The organism is Mycobacterium sp. H4Y (genome assembly GCF_000364405.1).
Classification (GTDB): domain Bacteria; phylum Actinomycetota; class Actinomycetes; order Mycobacteriales; family Mycobacteriaceae; genus Mycobacterium; species Mycobacterium intracellulare.
In genome coordinates this window covers 653,813-668,901 of the sequence record NZ_AKIG01000002.1, presented here as the reverse complement: position 1 = coordinate 668,901, position 15,089 = coordinate 653,813, and the positions used below count along the sequence as shown (strand labels likewise).

14 protein-coding genes are annotated in these 15,089 nt (G+C 70.4%); 10 read left to right on the top strand and 4 right to left on the bottom strand.

Translation table 11 applies throughout. The features are described from left to right. The first annotated feature begins 81 nt into the window (after positions 1-81). The 3 genes from glmM to W7U_RS26635 are packed head-to-tail and all read left to right on the top strand — an operon-like array spanning position 82 to position 3,177. A complete protein-coding gene (gene glmM / locus W7U_RS16935; protein WP_008260219.1) occupies positions 82-1,416 on the top strand; it encodes a phosphoglucosamine mutase in 1,335 nt (444 codons plus the stop codon). Positions 1,417-1,464: 48 nt separating this feature from the next. Continuing rightward, entirely contained in the window at positions 1,465-1,794 is a 330-nt protein-coding gene (locus W7U_RS16930) for a hypothetical protein (protein WP_008260218.1), read from the top strand. Between the two features lie 3 nt (positions 1,795-1,797). After that, complete coding sequence (locus W7U_RS26635; protein ID WP_008260217.1) at positions 1,798-3,177, top strand: hypothetical protein; 1,380 nt, start codon at positions 1,798-1,800, stop codon at positions 3,175-3,177. 4 nt (positions 3,178-3,181) lie between these two features. Here W7U_RS26635 and W7U_RS16920 read toward each other — a convergent pair whose 3' ends face one another. Genes W7U_RS16920 through W7U_RS16905 form a run of 4 tightly spaced genes read right to left on the bottom strand, consistent with a single transcriptional unit; the run spans position 3,182 to position 5,702 of the window. Further along, on the bottom strand, positions 3,182-4,222 hold the full coding sequence (locus tag W7U_RS16920; protein ID WP_008260216.1) for an LLM class F420-dependent oxidoreductase: 1,041 nt from the start codon (positions 4,220-4,222) through the stop codon (positions 3,182-3,184). A 38-nt stretch (positions 4,223-4,260) separates the two neighbouring features. Next, a complete protein-coding gene (locus W7U_RS16915; RefSeq protein ID WP_008260215.1) occupies positions 4,261-4,611 on the bottom strand; it encodes a nuclear transport factor 2 family protein in 351 nt (116 codons plus the stop codon). A 10-nt stretch (positions 4,612-4,621) separates the two neighbouring features. Beyond that, the gene (locus tag W7U_RS16910) at positions 4,622-5,461 is read right to left on the bottom strand and encodes a dienelactone hydrolase family protein (protein ID WP_008260214.1); all 840 of its coding nucleotides are present in this window, start codon (positions 5,459-5,461) and stop codon (positions 4,622-4,624) included. 43 nt (positions 5,462-5,504) lie between these two features. Further along, positions 5,505-5,702 carry an Rv1535 family protein gene (locus W7U_RS16905; protein WP_008260212.1) on the bottom strand — a complete coding sequence of 66 codons (198 nt, stop codon included), beginning with the start codon at positions 5,700-5,702 and terminating at the stop codon, positions 5,505-5,507. A 443-nt stretch (positions 5,703-6,145) separates the two neighbouring features. Here W7U_RS16905 and glmS point away from each other — a divergent pair, with 443 nt between their 5' ends. The 7 genes from glmS to W7U_RS16870 all read left to right on the top strand — a co-directional run bounded on the left by glmS (position 6,146) and on the right by W7U_RS16870 (position 15,072). Continuing rightward, positions 6,146-8,011 carry a glutamine--fructose-6-phosphate transaminase (isomerizing) gene (gene glmS, locus W7U_RS16900; RefSeq protein WP_008260209.1) on the top strand — a complete coding sequence of 622 codons (1,866 nt, stop codon included), beginning with the start codon at positions 6,146-6,148 and terminating at the stop codon, positions 8,009-8,011. A 109-nt stretch (positions 8,012-8,120) separates the two neighbouring features. After that, positions 8,121-9,014, top strand: coding sequence for a DUF4436 domain-containing protein (locus W7U_RS16895; RefSeq protein WP_008260207.1), 894 nt, complete (start codon positions 8,121-8,123; stop codon positions 9,012-9,014). 66 nt (positions 9,015-9,080) lie between these two features. Beyond that, on the top strand, positions 9,081-9,791 hold the full coding sequence (locus tag W7U_RS16890; RefSeq protein WP_026071203.1) for a rhomboid-like protein: 711 nt from the start codon (positions 9,081-9,083) through the stop codon (positions 9,789-9,791). Positions 9,792-9,857: 66 nt separating this feature from the next. Then, complete coding sequence (locus W7U_RS16885; protein ID WP_008260202.1) at positions 9,858-11,279, top strand: NAD(P)H-hydrate dehydratase; 1,422 nt, start codon at positions 9,858-9,860, stop codon at positions 11,277-11,279. Positions 11,280-11,300: 21 nt separating this feature from the next. Further along, complete coding sequence (locus W7U_RS16880; RefSeq protein ID WP_008260200.1) at positions 11,301-12,683, top strand: glutamate decarboxylase; 1,383 nt, start codon at positions 11,301-11,303, stop codon at positions 12,681-12,683. A 111-nt stretch (positions 12,684-12,794) separates the two neighbouring features. Beyond that, positions 12,795-13,970 carry an alanine racemase gene (gene alr, locus W7U_RS16875; RefSeq protein ID WP_008260199.1) on the top strand — a complete coding sequence of 392 codons (1,176 nt, stop codon included), beginning with the start codon at positions 12,795-12,797 and terminating at the stop codon, positions 13,968-13,970. A 52-nt stretch (positions 13,971-14,022) separates the two neighbouring features. Then, entirely contained in the window at positions 14,023-15,072 is a 1,050-nt protein-coding gene (locus W7U_RS16870) for an alpha/beta hydrolase (protein ID WP_170320625.1), read from the top strand. Positions 15,073-15,089 lie beyond the last annotated feature (17 nt).

Genomic DNA, 15,089 nt, shown 5'->3' with positions numbered 1-15,089 from the left:
GCGCCCACCCGCGCCCCGTTTCGGCCACAAAGGAACGGGCACGTTAGGTGCTAGCCCGACAACTGTGAGAGGTTTGTTCGCATGGGTCGACTATTCGGCACCGACGGTGTCCGTGGGGTCGCCAACCGCGAGTTGACCGCCGAGCTGGCGCTGGCGCTGGGTTCCGCGGCCGCGCGGCACCTGGCGAGCGCGTCGGCACCCGGCCGCCGCGTCGCGGTGATCGGCCGCGATCCGCGGGCCAGCGGCGAGATGCTGGAGGCCGCGGTGATCGCCGGGCTGACCAGCCAGGGCGTCGACGCGCTGCGGGTGGGGGTGCTGCCCACCCCCGCGGTGGCCTACCTGACCGGCGCCTACGACGCCGACTTCGGGGTGATGATCTCCGCCTCCCACAACCCGATGCCCGACAACGGCATCAAGATCTTCGGGCCCGGCGGCCGCAAGCTCGACGACGGCACCGAGGACCAGATCGAAGCCCTCGTCGGGGATCCGGGGCCGCGCCCGGTCGGAACCGGCATCGGCCGGGTCGTCGACGCCGAGGACGCGGCCGACCGCTACCTGCGTCACCTGAGCAAGGCCAGCACGCTGCGCCTCGACGGGCTGACCGTGGTGGTGGACTGCGCCCACGGCGCGGCCTCGGCGGTGGGCCCGCGCGCGTACCGCGCGGCCGGCGCGCGGGTGATCGCGATCAACGCCGAGCCCAACGGGCTCAACATCAACGACAACTGCGGCTCCACGCACCTGGATTCGCTGCGCGCGGCGGTCGTCGCGCACCGCGCCGACCTGGGCCTGGCGCACGACGGGGACGCCGACCGGTGCCTGGCCATCGACGCCGACGGCAACCTCGTCGACGGCGACCACATCATGGTGGTGCTCGCGCTGGCCATGCACGAGGCCGGCGAACTGTCCTCGCGGACGCTGGTGACCACCGTGATGAGCAACCTGGGGTTGCATCTGGCCATGCGTTCGGCCGGAATCACGGTGCGCACCACCGGCGTCGGCGATCGCTACGTCGTGGAGGAACTGCGGGCCGGCGACTACAGCCTGGGCGGCGAGCAGTCCGGGCACATCGTGATGCCCGCGCTGGGCTCGACCGGCGACGGCATCGTCACCGGGCTGCGGCTGATGAACCGCATGGCGCAGACCGGCTCGTCGCTGGCGCATTTGGCCTCGGCCATGCAGACGCTGCCGCAGGTGTTGATCAACGTCACGGTCGCCGACAAGGCCACGGCCGCCGCCGCGCCGTCGGTGCAGTCCGCCGTCGGGCAGGCCGAGGCCGAGCTGGGCGACACCGGTCGAATCCTGTTGCGCCCGTCGGGAACTGAGCCCATGATCCGCGTGATGGTGGAGGCCCCCGAAAAGGAGATCGCTGCGCGGATCGCCACCCGGGTCGCCGAAGCGGTCAGCGCCGCGCACTGATCCCGCAGCGCCGGGAACCCCGACCCGCCTACCGGCGTCGGATTAGGCATGAAATTCGTTGGGGGAACACGGCCTGTCGCCGCTGCCCGCGCCCAGATCGACGCGTCGGCCACGCACCGGGTCGCTAACCAATTCGCCATGGCAGCGGAATTTCTCGACCGCGCGGTCAGCGATCACCTGGCCAGGCTGGCCTTCGGCGGGGCCTGCGCCGGGCGGGCGCACACCGCGCGCGGCGACGCGCTCCGCGTCGAGTTGGGGCGCCTGACGCAGCAGGTGACGCAGTGGTCGCGCGCGTCCTCCGAGATCGCCGCCGCCCTGCGGTCCAGCGCGGAGCGCTACGCCGACGCCGAACTGTATGCCGCGGCGCGGATCGCGTAGCTCGTGGCCGACCGGTTGGACGTGGACGCGCGCCTCGCCGAGGGCCGGGTTGCCGTCGAGCACACCCAGACCTACGTGCAGGCGTCCCACGCGCTCGGCTACCAACATCTTGACCTGACAGCGCATCCCGCGCAGATCCGGGAATGGTATGCGAGCGAGGACGGACTCGACCTGCGCGCGCTCGACCGTGACTGCGCGGAGCTGCGGGCCGCCGGCGTGGTGGCCGCCGAGGCGCTGCGCATGCAGCGCGCCCAGGTGGCCGAGCTGGCCGCGGCGTGGCAGGGCGCGGGCGGCGACGCCGCGGTGCAGCTGTTGCAACGGCATTGCGACAGCGCGGACGGGGTCGTCGGCGAACTGCGCGCGGCGGCCCAGCGATGCGAGTCGCTGCGCGACAACCTGTGGCACCTGGTCGATTCGAAAGTCGCGACGGCCATCGCCGTCGACGACCGCGCGCAGGCGCAGCGGCCGGCCTGGTTGGCCGCCGCCGCCGCGGTCACGGCCGGGGACCGGCGGGGCGCCGAGGATGTGGTGCGGCATCAGGTGATTCCCTACGTGGACAACGACATTCGTAACGACTGGCTGGCCGCGATGCGGTCCACGTCGGACGGGGTCCAGACGTCCTACGCCATGGTGATCGACAGGGCCGCGGCCGCCCCGGCGGCGCGGTTCGAGTTTCCCGGTGATCTCGGGGCGGGCGTCGTTCCGGTGCAGCTCGCCCCGCCGGTGGCCGCCGCGTCCGCACCGCGGGTGGACGACCCCGCGGCGACGGTGGCGGCCGCGGCGCCGGCGCCGGTCGCCCCCCTGCCGGCCCCGCCGGCGCCGGTCGCGGGCTGGGGTAGCGGCCTCGGTGACGCGTCGGGGTGGCCCGCCGAAAGCTTGGGCGATCTGGGCGGGCTCGGCGGCGGTGGGCTCGGCGACGGCCTCGGCAGTGGTGGGCTCGGTGGGGGTGGCGGCGGTCTTCTTGGGCTCGCCGCCAGGATCGTCGACGCGATGGGCGATCTGCTCGGGTCGGCGGGCGACGGGTCGGATGGCGCGGCCGCGCTCGGCGATTCGGCGGACGGAAACGCGTTCGACGAGAACCCTTTTCACGCCGAGGATCCGACTGACGCGGAGGGCACGGAGGACGCGGGCGATGTCGAGGACGCGGTCGAGGACGCCGCCGAACCCGCCGAACCCAGCGGGCCGGAGCCCGATCAGCAAGCCCAACCGGTCGAGACCCCGCCACCGGGCGAGACCCCGCCACCGGCCGAGCCACCGGCCGAGTCACCAGCCGAGCCGCCGGCTCCCGCGGCAGCGCCGGCCTCCGATCCCGCACCCGCCGCGGGCGAGGGGTCGACGCCGTGCGAGATTGCCGCGGACCAGCTTCCGCAGGCCGGGCAGTGACCGCTCAGGGCTGCAGTTGCAGGGCTTCCTCGACGAAGCGCATGGACTCGTCGCGATCGGTGGCCTGCGGGCTCAACAACAGCGTGGTCACCCCGGCCTCGGCGAAGGCGGCCATCCGTTCGGCCACATACCCGCGCGGCCCGATCAGCGACATGCCCCGCACCAGCTCGTCGGGCACGGCGTCGATGGCCTCCTGCTTGCGGCCGGACAGATACAGCTCCTGGATCCGGTCGGCGACCTCGCCGTACCCGTAACGCGTCGCCAGATTGTGGTAGAAATTGCGGCCTTTGGCGCCCATCCCGCCGATGTAGAGCCCGAGCTGCGGCTTGACCCAGGCCAGCCGCTCGTCGACGTTGTCCCCGATGGCCAGCGACGCGTGCACCATGACGTCGAGCGGACCCAGCGCGGGATCGCGTTTGGCGGCGCCGGCGGCCAGCGGCTCACCCCAGATCGACGCGGCCTTGTCCGGAAGATAGAAGACCGGCTGCCAGCCCTCGGCGATCTCGGCGGTGAGCTCGACATTCTTGGGACCCAGCGCGGCGATGCTGATCGGAATGCGTTCGCGCACAGGGTGATTGATGAGCTGCAGCGGCTTGCCCAGACCCGTTCCGCGGTCGGCGGGCAGCGGCAGCTGGTAGTGCTTGCCGGCGTACTGCACGCGCTCGCGGCGCCACACCTTGCGGCAGATCTCCACGATCTCGCGGGTGCGCCCGAGCGGGGCGTCGAACGGGACCCCGTGAAAGCCCTCGATCACCTGCGGCCCGGAGGTGCCGATGCCGAGGCGGAATCGCCCGTCGGACACGAAATCCAGGCCAGCGGCCGTCATCGCCAGCAGCGACGGCGTGCGGATGTAGAGCGGAAGCACCCCGGACGCCAGTTCGACCGTGTTGGTCTTGGCAGCCAGGTATCCCAGCTGGCTGATGGCGTCGAACGAATACGCCTCGGCCACCACCGCGACCTCGATGCCGGACTTTTCGAGTTCGACGACGCGGTCCACGGCTTCGTGAAAGCCACCCGAATAGTTGAGAGCGATCCCGATTCGCATCCATGACACTTACCACGCGCCCGTGCGGGACCGGGCGCTCAGCCCGCGGAAGTGCCCGTCCAGTACTCGGCGAACCGCCGGCCGTCGGCGGCCAGGCGCAGGATGTCGTTGCCGGTGAACGAGACCGGGCCGTGCGGGCCGTGGCCGGTGCCCACCCAGCGCCCGGCCACCAGCTCACCCTCGGACGACGGGCCGACCACGATGGCGAAGCCCAAGTCCGAGAACATGTTTCGTGTCTGCTCGATGATCTGCGCGAGAGCGTCCGGTCCCTGTACCTCCCGGCCGGGCCAGTGACCGACGAAGTCGTCGGTGACCAGCTCGGCCGCGACCGGCCGTCCGTTCCAGAGTTCGGTGATCCAGCGGGCGTACAGCGCGTGCGCGCTCGACATCAACTCCCCCTCACTTCAGCAGGGCGACGATCTTTTCTTCCAGGGGAATCGCCTCGGCCTCGGGATCGATGGCGTCCGTCCCGGGCAGGTGCACGTCCGGGTCGGCGAAATCGCGATACTTCTTGTCGCCGCCGAGCGTGTAGAGCAGGTAACCGGTCAGCAGCGCCCGAACCGACCGCTGGGTACGCCGGTGCGGGCCGGGCAGGCCGAGCACCGTGGCCAGCCGCCGACCCTCCACCAGCCCGCCGGGCTCGGCCTTGCTGACGATGCGCAGCGTCGCCGGCTTCCACGCCTCGGCAAGCGCCAGCGCGTTGGAGTTCAACGTCGTCCGGTCGCCCGGCGCGGTGAAGATCACTCCCGGCACCTTGAGCGTCGCGGCGGGCTGCTGGGCCGGCGGGCTGGTGACGCTGGGGAAAATCGCCGCCACCGCCGCGAGCTTGGCGGGCATTCCCGCGGCGGCGAATACCGCGGCCGAGCCGCCGAAACCATGACCGACCACGCCCAGCTTGGCGGGATGCACGCTGATCTTGCCCGGCCCGAGGCGCACACCCGACACGATGTCCAGGGCGGTGCCCAGATCGAAGGCGAAGTTCAGCACCGAGGGGGCCACACCCCGCTGGGTGTCGGGAGCGCCGGCCACGATCCCCCACGACGCCAGATGCTCGAGCAGATTCGAGTACCGGGCGGCGCCGGCCAGCCACTCGTGGCCGAACGCCACGCCGGGCAGATTCAGGCCCTCCTCCGGGGTGTACACCACACCCGGCAGACCGGCAAAGGCCAGGTCACCCCGCAAAACCCGGTGCGGACCACGGCGGTGCAGAGCGGCGACGAGCTTGCGGATGCGGGCCACGCGTCGACGTTAGCGCATCGCAATCGCGCGCCGGCGCAGATGACTAGGCCGTGACCTCGATGACCCCCGCCCGCCACAGCGCCGCGTAGAGCTGGTGCAGCGTGGCGGTGAGCACGTGGGTGGTCAAGTCCATCAAGGCGTTTCCGGAGCCCGCGGACGGGTGCCGGCGTGGCCGGGCGGCGTGCCCGGGGGCCGGCGCCGAGGGGGCGGGCACCACTTCGTCGTACCGAACTGCGGTCATGATTGCCTCCTCATGGCGCACGGTTGTCGGTCGGAGCAAGTTACGCATTTCAATGCGACCCGCTGCACAATTCCCGGTGAACAACCATCGACGGCTGAATTCATGTGTCGGCGAAAACGGGAATCGAGGTAGCCAGAAACTCTGGGCAGCCTCACGCAGCTCGTCCTTTGGTCGGTGACGATCTTTGCTGACAATTTGGAATGCTAGAGGCGTTAAGCGCGGCCGCGATGACGTGAACGAAAACGTCGCGCGCACATCAGATGAAAGAACTCCCGCCGGTTATGACGGTGACATGAATGGCTGGGGACTGGGCGGATTGGTCCAGGACGTCCACCTGAGGCCGTCCCAGTCGCGGTGCCCGGGCACGCCTTCCTGCAGGTGGGCGGCCTAACCATAGCGCCGGATTGCGGGCCCGGTGTGCCGCCTGCACTACCCTGGTCAGAATGTGCGGAATTGTCGGCTATGTCGGGCAGCAGCCCGCCTGTGACGTCGTCATGGCCGCGCTGCGGCGGATGGAGTACCGCGGGTACGACTCGTCGGGCATCGCGCTGGCGAACGGCGACGGCACCCTGACGGTGAGCCGCCGCGCCGGCCGGCTGGCCAACCTGGAAGAGGCGGTCGCCCAGATGCCGCGGCACTCGCTGACCGGCACCACCGGCCTGGGCCACACCCGGTGGGCCACCCACGGGCGCCCCACCGACCGCAACGCCCACCCGCACCGCGACGCCGCCGGCAAGATCGCGGTGGTCCACAACGGCATCATCGAGAACTACGCGAACCTGCGCCACGAGCTCGAGGCCCAGGGCGTGGAGTTCGCCAGCGACACCGACACCGAGGTCGCGGTGCACCTGGTGGCGCAGGCCTACCGCCACGGCGAGACCGCCGGCGATTTCCCCGCGTCGGTCCTCGCGGTGCTGCGCCGCCTCGACGGCCACTTCACGCTGGTGTTCGCCAACGCCGACGACCCCGGCACCATCGTCGCCGCCCGCCGCTCCACCCCGCTGGTGCTCGGCATCGGCGACGGCGAGATGTTCGTCGGCTCCGACGTCGCGGCCTTCATCCCGCACACCCGCAACGCCGTCGAACTCGGCCAGGACCAGGCCGTGGTGATCACCGCGGACGGCTACCGGATCACCGACTTCGACGGCAACGACGATGTCGAATACCGCGAGTTCCATATCGATTGGGATCTGGCCGCCGCCGAAAAAGGTGGCTACGAGTACTTCATGCTCAAGGAGATCGCCGAGCAACCCGCCGCCGTCGCCGACACCCTGCTGGGCCATTTCGTCGACGGCCGGATCGTGCTCGACGAGCAGCGGCTCTCCGATCAGGAACTGCGCGAGATCGACAAGGTGTTCGTAGTGGCCTGCGGCACCGCGTACCACTCCGGGCTGCTGGCGAAGTACGCGATCGAGCACTGGACGCGGCTGCCGGTCGAGGTGGAGCTGTCCAGCGAATTCCGTTACCGGGACCCGGTTTTGGACCGCAGCACCCTGGTGGTCGCCATCTCGCAGTCCGGCGAGACCGCCGACACGCTCGAGGCCGTCCGGCACGCCAAGGAGCAGAAGGCCAAGGTGCTGGCGATCTGCAACACCAACGGCTCGCAGATCCCGCGCGAGTGCGACGCGGTGCTCTACACCCGCGCCGGCCCGGAGATCGGGGTGGCGTCGACGAAGACGTTCCTGGCGCAGATCACCGCCAACTATCTGGTCGGCCTGGCGCTGGCGCAGGCCCGGGGCACCAAGTACCCCGACGAGGTCGCGCGCGAGTACCACGAGCTGGAAGCCATGCCGGACGTCGTCGCGCGGGTCCTCGCGACGATCAAGCCGGTGGCCGCGCTGGCCTACCAATTCGCCCAGTCGCCGACGGTGCTGTTCCTGGGCCGCCACGTCGGCTACCCGGTGGCGCTGGAAGGTGCGCTCAAACTCAAGGAACTGGCCTACATGCACGCCGAGGGGTTCGCCGCCGGCGAGCTCAAGCACGGCCCCATCGCGCTGATCGAGGACGATCTGCCCGTCATCGTCGTCATGCCGTCCCCCAAGGGGTCCGCGGTGCTGCACGCCAAGCTGCTGTCCAACATCCGCGAAATCCAGGCCCGCGGGGCGATCACCATCGTGATCGCCGAGGAAGGCGACGACACCGTGCGCCCCTACGCCGACCACTTGATCGAAATCCCTTCCGTGTCAACGCTTTTGCAGCCCCTGCTGTCGACGATCCCGCTTCAGGTGTTCGCCGCGTCCGTGGCCCAGGCGCGCGGCTACGACGTGGACAAGCCGCGCAACCTGGCCAAGTCCGTCACCGTCGAGTAGGCAGCGCGCACCGCTTCGCGCGTATCGGCGACGGACCCGCGGCCGATCCATTACATTGCCCTGGGAAGCATTTCGGCCAGCTGGTCACGGCGTCCGTGCGGGAGGAAGTATGCGATCGGGCGGCATCAGATACGTCGTCGTGGGCCTCGTCGTGCTCATCGTCGCGGCATACATCGTGTCGATCATGATGTACGCCCAAGGCGATGCCGTCCGGCGTCTGGACGGTATAACCCCGGTCGTGAGCGCCGACGAGCCCTCGGCGACGATCAACGTCGAAGAGATCCAGTCGAACTACAGCGTGCTCGCCGTCAACCTCGCCTTCAATCCGGGATCGGCGTTGCTGGATCCGAAAACCCACCATCTCAAGGAGGATCTCAGCCTCCGCGTCCGATCCTCGGCGATGCCGTCGCGGCACACCTGGACCAAGGGCATGCTCCCCGGCCTGATGTCGGTCCCGCTGACCATCGCCGGGCAGATCGAACGCTGGCCGTTCGACCAATACCGCTCGGGGCTGATCGAAGTCGAGATCTTCTACGGCCCCGACACCGACCGCGCGCCCGCACACGTGCCCGTCACGTTCGTCGACCACCTCTCGGGGTGGCAGCTCACCGCGACCAGGCCCCAGGCGGACGGCCCCTACCGGCTGCAACTGCGGCGGTCGCTGAGCACCGCGGCGTTCGCCATCGTCATCCTCGGCGTGCTCATCACGATCGCCAGTCTGGCTGTGTTCGTGGCGGTTCAGACCGCGCGGGACCGGCGGCCGTTCCAGCCACCGATGACGACCTGGTACGCGGCGATGCTGTTCGCGGTGGTGCCGTTGCGAAACGCCCTGCCCGGTTCACCACCCTTCGGCAGCTGGGTCGACATCACCGTCGTGATCTGGGTCCTGGTCGCGCTGGTGGCCTCGATGGTGCTCTACATCGGCTGCTGGTGGCGACATTTGACACCGCCGGCGCCCGCCGCCGCGCCGCCGGCCGAGGTCCCCGCGCCATCGGGTAGCTGAGGGGTGGCGGCGTGTTAGCCGCCGAAGTCGTAGGGGCGCGGCGCCCCGCGTGCGAAGGTTGATGTCGTGGCGCCTGCATCGGTTCGAGCACGAGTGCGCAGCATGACGCTGGCGGTGTGGCATTTCGTCAGCACCGCGCCGCTGACCTACGGCTGGCTGTTGGTGCTGATGGTCACGACGATCATCCAGAACCATCTCACCGGCCGGCAGTTGCACTCGGTGTTGTTGCACCGCTCCACCAACATTCACGAGTTGGGCAAGGATCCACTCCACGTACTGTTTTCCAGTCTGCTGTGGATCGACGGCAAAAGCTTCGAGCCCTACCTGCTGCTGTTCACCCTGTTTCTCGCGCCGGCCGAGCATTGGCTCGGTCAGCTGCGCTGGCTCAGTGTGGGATTGAGCTCTCACATCCTGGCCACCTACATCAGCGAGGGCATCCTCTACTTCGCGATCGAGGAACGCGATGCGTCGCAACGCCTCGTGCACGCCCGCGACATCGGGGTCAGCTATTTCCTCGTCGGCGTGATGGCCGTGCTGACCTACCACATCGCCCGGCCCTGGCGCTGGGGCTATCTGGGGGTGCTGTTCGTCATCTTCGGCTTCCCGCTGATCACGATGGACCGCGTCGACCTCGACTTCACCGCGATCGGGCATTTCGCCTCGATCCTCATCGGACTGTGCTTCTACCCGATGACCCGCACCCGGTCCCGGCGCAGCCGGCAATTGAGTCCCGCGCGACTCAAGGCCATGGCGCGCCGCAGCGTGCCCCCGAGCTGATGGCGGTCCGCGGCGAAAGATGGTGGGCGCCAAGCCCCCGCGACGGCGACACGTAATCTGGCTCTGATGCGGCATTACTACTCCGTAGACGCGATCCGCCAGGCCGAGGCGCCGCTGCTGGCCAGCCTGCCGGACGGCGCCCTGATGCGGCGCGCGGCCTACGGGCTGGCCGCCGAGATCATCGGCGAGTTGGCGGCCCGCACCGGCGGGGTGAGCGGGCGACGGGTGTGCGCGGTCGTCGGCTCCGGAGACAACGGCGGTGATGCGCTGTGGGCGGCCACCTTCGTGCGCCGTCGTGGCGCGGCCGCCGACGCGATCCTGCTCAACCCCGAGCGCACCCACCGCAAGGGGCTGGCGGCGTTCCGCAGGGCCGGCGGCAGGATCGTCGAAAGCGTCTCGCCCGCAACAGATCTCGTCATCGACGGGGTGGTGGGCATCTCCGGCTCGGGGGCGTTGCGGCCCGCCGCGGCCGAGGTGTTCGCCGCGGTCGATGACGCGGGGATCCCGGTGGTTGCCGTCGACATCCCCAGCGGCATCGACGCGGCCACCGGGGCCACCAGCGGCCCCGCCGTGCGCGCCGCGGCGACCGTCACCTTCGGCGGGCTCAAACCCGTGCACGCGCTCGGCGAGTGCGGGCGGGTGCGGCTGATCGACATCGGCCTGGACCTGCCCGCCACGGACGTGCTGGGCTTCGAGGCCGCCGACGTGGCGGCGCGCTGGCCGGTGCCGGGACCCCACGACGACAAGTACACCCAGGGTGTCACGGGCGTGATGGCCGGCTCGTCGACATACCCGGGTGCGGCCGTGCTGTGCACCGGCGCCGCCGTCGCGGCGACCTCCGGGATGGTCCGCTACGCCGGCAGCGCGCACCGCGAGGTGCTCGCGCACTGGCCCGAGGTGATCGCCTCGCCCACCCCCGCGTCGGCCGGGCGGGTGCAGTCCTGGGTCGTCGGGCCGGGATTGGGCACCGACGACGCCGGGGCCGCGGCGCTGTGGTTCGCGCTCGATACCGATCTGCCGGTGATCGTGGACGCCGACGGGCTGACCATCCTGGCGGCCCATCCCGAGCTGGTGGCCAATCGAAGCGCGCCGACGGTGCTGACCCCGCACGCGGGTGAATTCGCCCGCCTCGCGGGTAACCCCCCCGATGATGACCGGGTGGGCGCGTGTCGCAAGCTGGCCGACGCGTTCGGCGCCACGGTGTTGCTCAAGGGGAACGTCACGGTCGTCGCCGATCCGGTCGGTCCGGTCTACCTCAGCCCGGCCGGGCAGTCCTGGGCGGCCACCGCCGGCTCCGGCGACGTGCTGTCCGGCATGATCGGCGCGCTGCTGGCGGCGGGCCTGCCGCCGGGGGAGGCGGCCGCGGCCGCGGCCTTCGTCCACGCGCGCGCGGCGGCGAGCTCGGCCGCCGACCCGGGCCCCGGCGACGCGCCCACCTCGGCCTCGCGCATGGTGCCACACATCCGAGCCGCCCTGGCCGCCCTGTAGACCTATCGAGAGGATTCCCCAGTGCCACAACACCCTTCGCTGCCCGCGCACTCCATCGCCCCCGCCTACACCGGCCGGCTGTTCACCGCGCCGGTCCCCGCACTGCGGATGCCCGACGAATCGATGGATCCCGACGCCGCCTACCGCTTCATCCACGACGAGCTGATGCTCGACGGGAGTTCGCGGCTGAACCTGGCCACCTTCGTCACCACCTGGATGGACCCCGAGGCCGGCAAGCTGATGGCCGAGACGTTCGACAAGAACATGATCGACAAGGACGAGTACCCGGCGACCGCGGCCATCGAGCAGCGCTGCGTGTGCATGGTGGCCGACCTGTTCCACGCCGACGGCCTGAACGACGCCGACCCCTACAGCGCGTGCGGGGTGTCCACGATCGGCTCCAGCGAGGCGGTGATGCTCGGCGGGCTGGCGATGAAGTGGCGGTGGCGCGCGAAAATCGGCAAGGACTGGAAGGGCCGCACCCCGAACCTGGTGATGGGGTCCAACGTCCAGGTGGTCTGGGAGAAGTTCTGCCGCTACTTCGACGTCGAGCCCCGCTACCTGCCGATGGAGGAGGGCCGCTACGTCATCACCCCCGAACAGGTCGTCGACGCCGTCGACGAGAACACCATCGGCGTGGTGGCGATCCTGGGCACCACCTACACCGGCGAGCTGGAGCCGGTCGCCGACATCTGCGGCGCGCTGGACAAGCTGGCCGCCGGCGGCGGTGTGGACGTCCCGGTGCACGTCGACGCCGCCAGCGGCGGGTTCGTGGTGCCCTTCCTGCACCCCGAGCTCAAGTGGGATTTCCGGCTGCCCCGGGTGGTGTCGATCAACGTCAGCGGCCACAAGTACGGGCTGACCTATCCCGGCGTCGGGTTCGTGGTGTGGCGCAGCAAGGAGTACCTGCCCGACGACCTGGTGTTCCGGGTCAACTACCTCGGCGGCGACATGCCGACCTTCACGCTGAACTTCTCCCGCCCCGGTAACCAGGTGGTCGGCCAGTACTACAACTTCCTGCGGCTCGGCCGGGAGGGCTACACCAAGGTCATGCAGGCGCTGTCCGGGACGGCGCGCTGGCTCGGTGAGCAGCTGCGGGTCAGCGAGCACTGCGAGCTGGTCTCCGACGGCTCGGCGATCCCCGTGGTCGCGTTCCGGCTGTCCAAGGACCGCGGCTACACCGAGTTCGACGTCTCCCACGAGCTTCGGACCTACGGCTGGCAGGTGCCCGCCTACACCATGCCGGACAACGCCACCAACGTCTCCGTGCTGCGCATCGTGGTGCGCGAGGGCCTGTCCGCCGACCTGGCCCGGGCCCTGCACGATGACGCCGTCTCGGCGCTCAGTTCGCTGGACAAGCTCCGGCCCGGCGGCCACTACGCGGATCAGCACTTCGCGCACTGAGGTGGTGGCGCCGCGCCGTCGAGCGTGGAGTTGTTGCACCGATCACGCCGAAATCTCGCCAACAAGTCCACGCTCGGCGGCGGGTGGCGCGGTTCTGGGACAATGGCGCCCATGACCGGGCGGGCCGCTACGCCGATATCCCTGACACCGGGCCTCCTCGCCGAGGCCCTGGTGGACCTCGGCGCCATCGCGCACAACGTGCGGCTGCTGTGCGAGCAGGCCGGCGGCGCGCAGGTGATGGCCGTCGTCAAGGCCGACGGGTACGGCCACGGAGCCGCCCAGACGGCGCGCGCCGCGCTGGCCGCGGGGGCCGCCGAGCTGGGGGTGGCCACCGTCGACGAGGCGCTGGCGCTGCGCGCCGACGGCGTCCGCGCGCCGGTGCTGGCCTGGCTGCACCCGCCCGGCTTCGACTTCGCGCCCGCGCTGCTGGCCGACGTCCAGATCGCCGTGTCGTCGGAGCGCCAGCTCGACGAGCTGCTCGACGCCGTGCGCCGCACCGGCCGGACCGCGACGGTCACCGTCAAGGTCGACACCGGGCTGAACCGCAACGGCGTGCCGCCGGAGCACTACCCGTCGATGCTTACCGCGCTGCGCCGCGCCGTCGCCGAGAACGCCATCGTGCTGCGCGGCCTGATGTCGCACATGGTGTACGCCGACCAACCCGCCAACCCGGTCAACGACCTTCAGGCCCAACGGTTTACCGAGATGCTCGCCCAGGCGCGCAATCAGGGCGTGCGGTACGAGGCCGCGCACCTGTCGAACTCGTCGGCCACGATGTCGCGGCCCGACCTCGCCTTCGACATGGTGCGCCCCGGCATCGCGGTGTACGGGCTGAGCCCGGTGCCCGAACTCGGCGACATGGGACTGATTCCCGCGATGACGGTGAAATGCCCAGTGGCACTGGTGAAGTCGATCCGTGCGGGCGAGAGCGTGTCCTACGGGCACACCTGGACCGCGCGGCGAGACACCACCCTCGCGCTGCTGCCGGTGGGCTATGCCGACGGCGTTTTCCGGTCCCTGGGCAACCGCCTGGAGGTGTTGATCAACGGCCGGCGCCGACCGGGGGTCGGGCGGATCTGCATGGACCAGTTCGTCGTCGACCTGGGACCCGGCCCCGCCGATGTCGCCGAGGGCGACGAGGCGATCCTGTTCGGTCCGGGCGCGAGCGGCGAACCCACCGCGCAGGATTGGGCGGATCTGCTCGGCACCATCCACTACGAAGTGGTGACCAGCCCCCGCGGGCGGATCACCAGGACCTACCGCGAGGCGCGAACCATTGAGCCCTGACGGAACCCGCAGGCGCTACAGGGGCAGGGCATGGCTTGCGGGTGGTGCGGGGCTGACGGCCATCGCCACGATCATCGGAGCCTCGGCCCGCCGCTCGATCACCCAACGCGCCACGGTCGAAGACCCTTACGCCCATGAGGATTTCAACCGGCTCGAGGACGACCGCAGCCTGGTGGTGACCACGCCCGACGGGGTGCCGCTCGCGGTCCGCGACGCGGGCCCCGCCGACGCGCCGCTGACGCTGGTGTTCGTGCACGGATTCTGCCTGCAGATGGGGGCCTTCCACTTTCAGCGGACCCGGCTGCCCGACCAGTTGGGCCCCGACGTGCGCACGGTCTTCTACGACCAGCGTGGCCACGGTCGATCCGGCGAGGCCGCGCCCGAGACCTACACGCTGACCCAGCTCGGCAGGGACCTGCAGACCGTGCTGAACGAGGTGGTGCCCCGCGGAATGATCGTGCTGGTGGGCCACTCGATGGGCGGCATGACGGTGTTGTCGCACGCCCGCCAGTTCCCCGAACAGTACGGGCGCCGAATCGTGGGCGCCGCGCTGATTTCCTCGGCGGCTGAAGGTGTGGCGAGATCACCACTGGGCGAGATCCTGAAAAACCCTGCGCTGGAAGCGGTCCGGGTCGCAGCGCGGTCCGCGCCGAACCTGATGCACCGCGGCCGCAACGTATCCCGCTCGCTGATCGGCCCGGTGCTGCGCGCCGCGTCCTACAGCGATCTGCAGGTCAGCCGGAGCCTGGACGCGTTCTCGCAGCGGATGATGAACAGCACGCCGATACCCACCATGGTGGGGTTTCTGGACGCGTTGGAAAAGCACGACGAAACCGCCGGGCTGTGGACCCTCCTGCGGGTCCCGACCCTGATCGCCTGCGGGGACCACGACCTGCTGACCCCGGACGAGTATTCGCGAAAGATGGCCGCCAGCCTGCCGCGGTCCGAGTTGGTCATCGTCGTCGGCGCGAGTCACCTGGCGCTGCTGGACAAGCCGGAGGCGATCAACGGCGGCCTGGTGCGGCTGGTCAGGCGCGCCACCCCGACCAAGGCGGCGCTGCGGCTGCGGCGGATACGGGAAAGGCTGTGGCGTCGTGGCTGAGTTTGATGGCGGCGACC

Bases quoted from the DNA above. Each gene is read 5' to 3' on its own strand.
- glmM (WP_008260219.1), top strand. From the start codon at position 82: ATGGGTCGACTATTCGGCACCGACGGTGTCCGTGGGGTCGCCAACCGC.
- W7U_RS16930 (WP_008260218.1), top strand. From the start codon at position 1,465: ATGAAATTCGTTGGGGGAACACGGCCTGTCGCCGCTGCCCGCGCCCAG.
- W7U_RS16920 (WP_008260216.1), bottom strand. From the start codon at position 4,222: ATGCGAATCGGGATCGCTCTCAACTATTCGGGTGGCTTTCACGAAGCC.
- W7U_RS16915 (WP_008260215.1), bottom strand. From the start codon at position 4,611: ATGTCGAGCGCGCACGCGCTGTACGCCCGCTGGATCACCGAACTCTGG.
- W7U_RS16905 (WP_008260212.1), bottom strand. From the start codon at position 5,702: ATGACCGCAGTTCGGTACGACGAAGTGGTGCCCGCCCCCTCGGCGCCG.
- glmS (WP_008260209.1), top strand. From the start codon at position 6,146: ATGTGCGGAATTGTCGGCTATGTCGGGCAGCAGCCCGCCTGTGACGTC.
- W7U_RS16895 (WP_008260207.1), top strand. From the start codon at position 8,121: ATGCGATCGGGCGGCATCAGATACGTCGTCGTGGGCCTCGTCGTGCTC.
- W7U_RS16885 (WP_008260202.1), top strand. From the start codon at position 9,858: ATGCGGCATTACTACTCCGTAGACGCGATCCGCCAGGCCGAGGCGCCG.
- alr (WP_008260199.1), top strand. From the start codon at position 12,795: ATGACCGGGCGGGCCGCTACGCCGATATCCCTGACACCGGGCCTCCTC.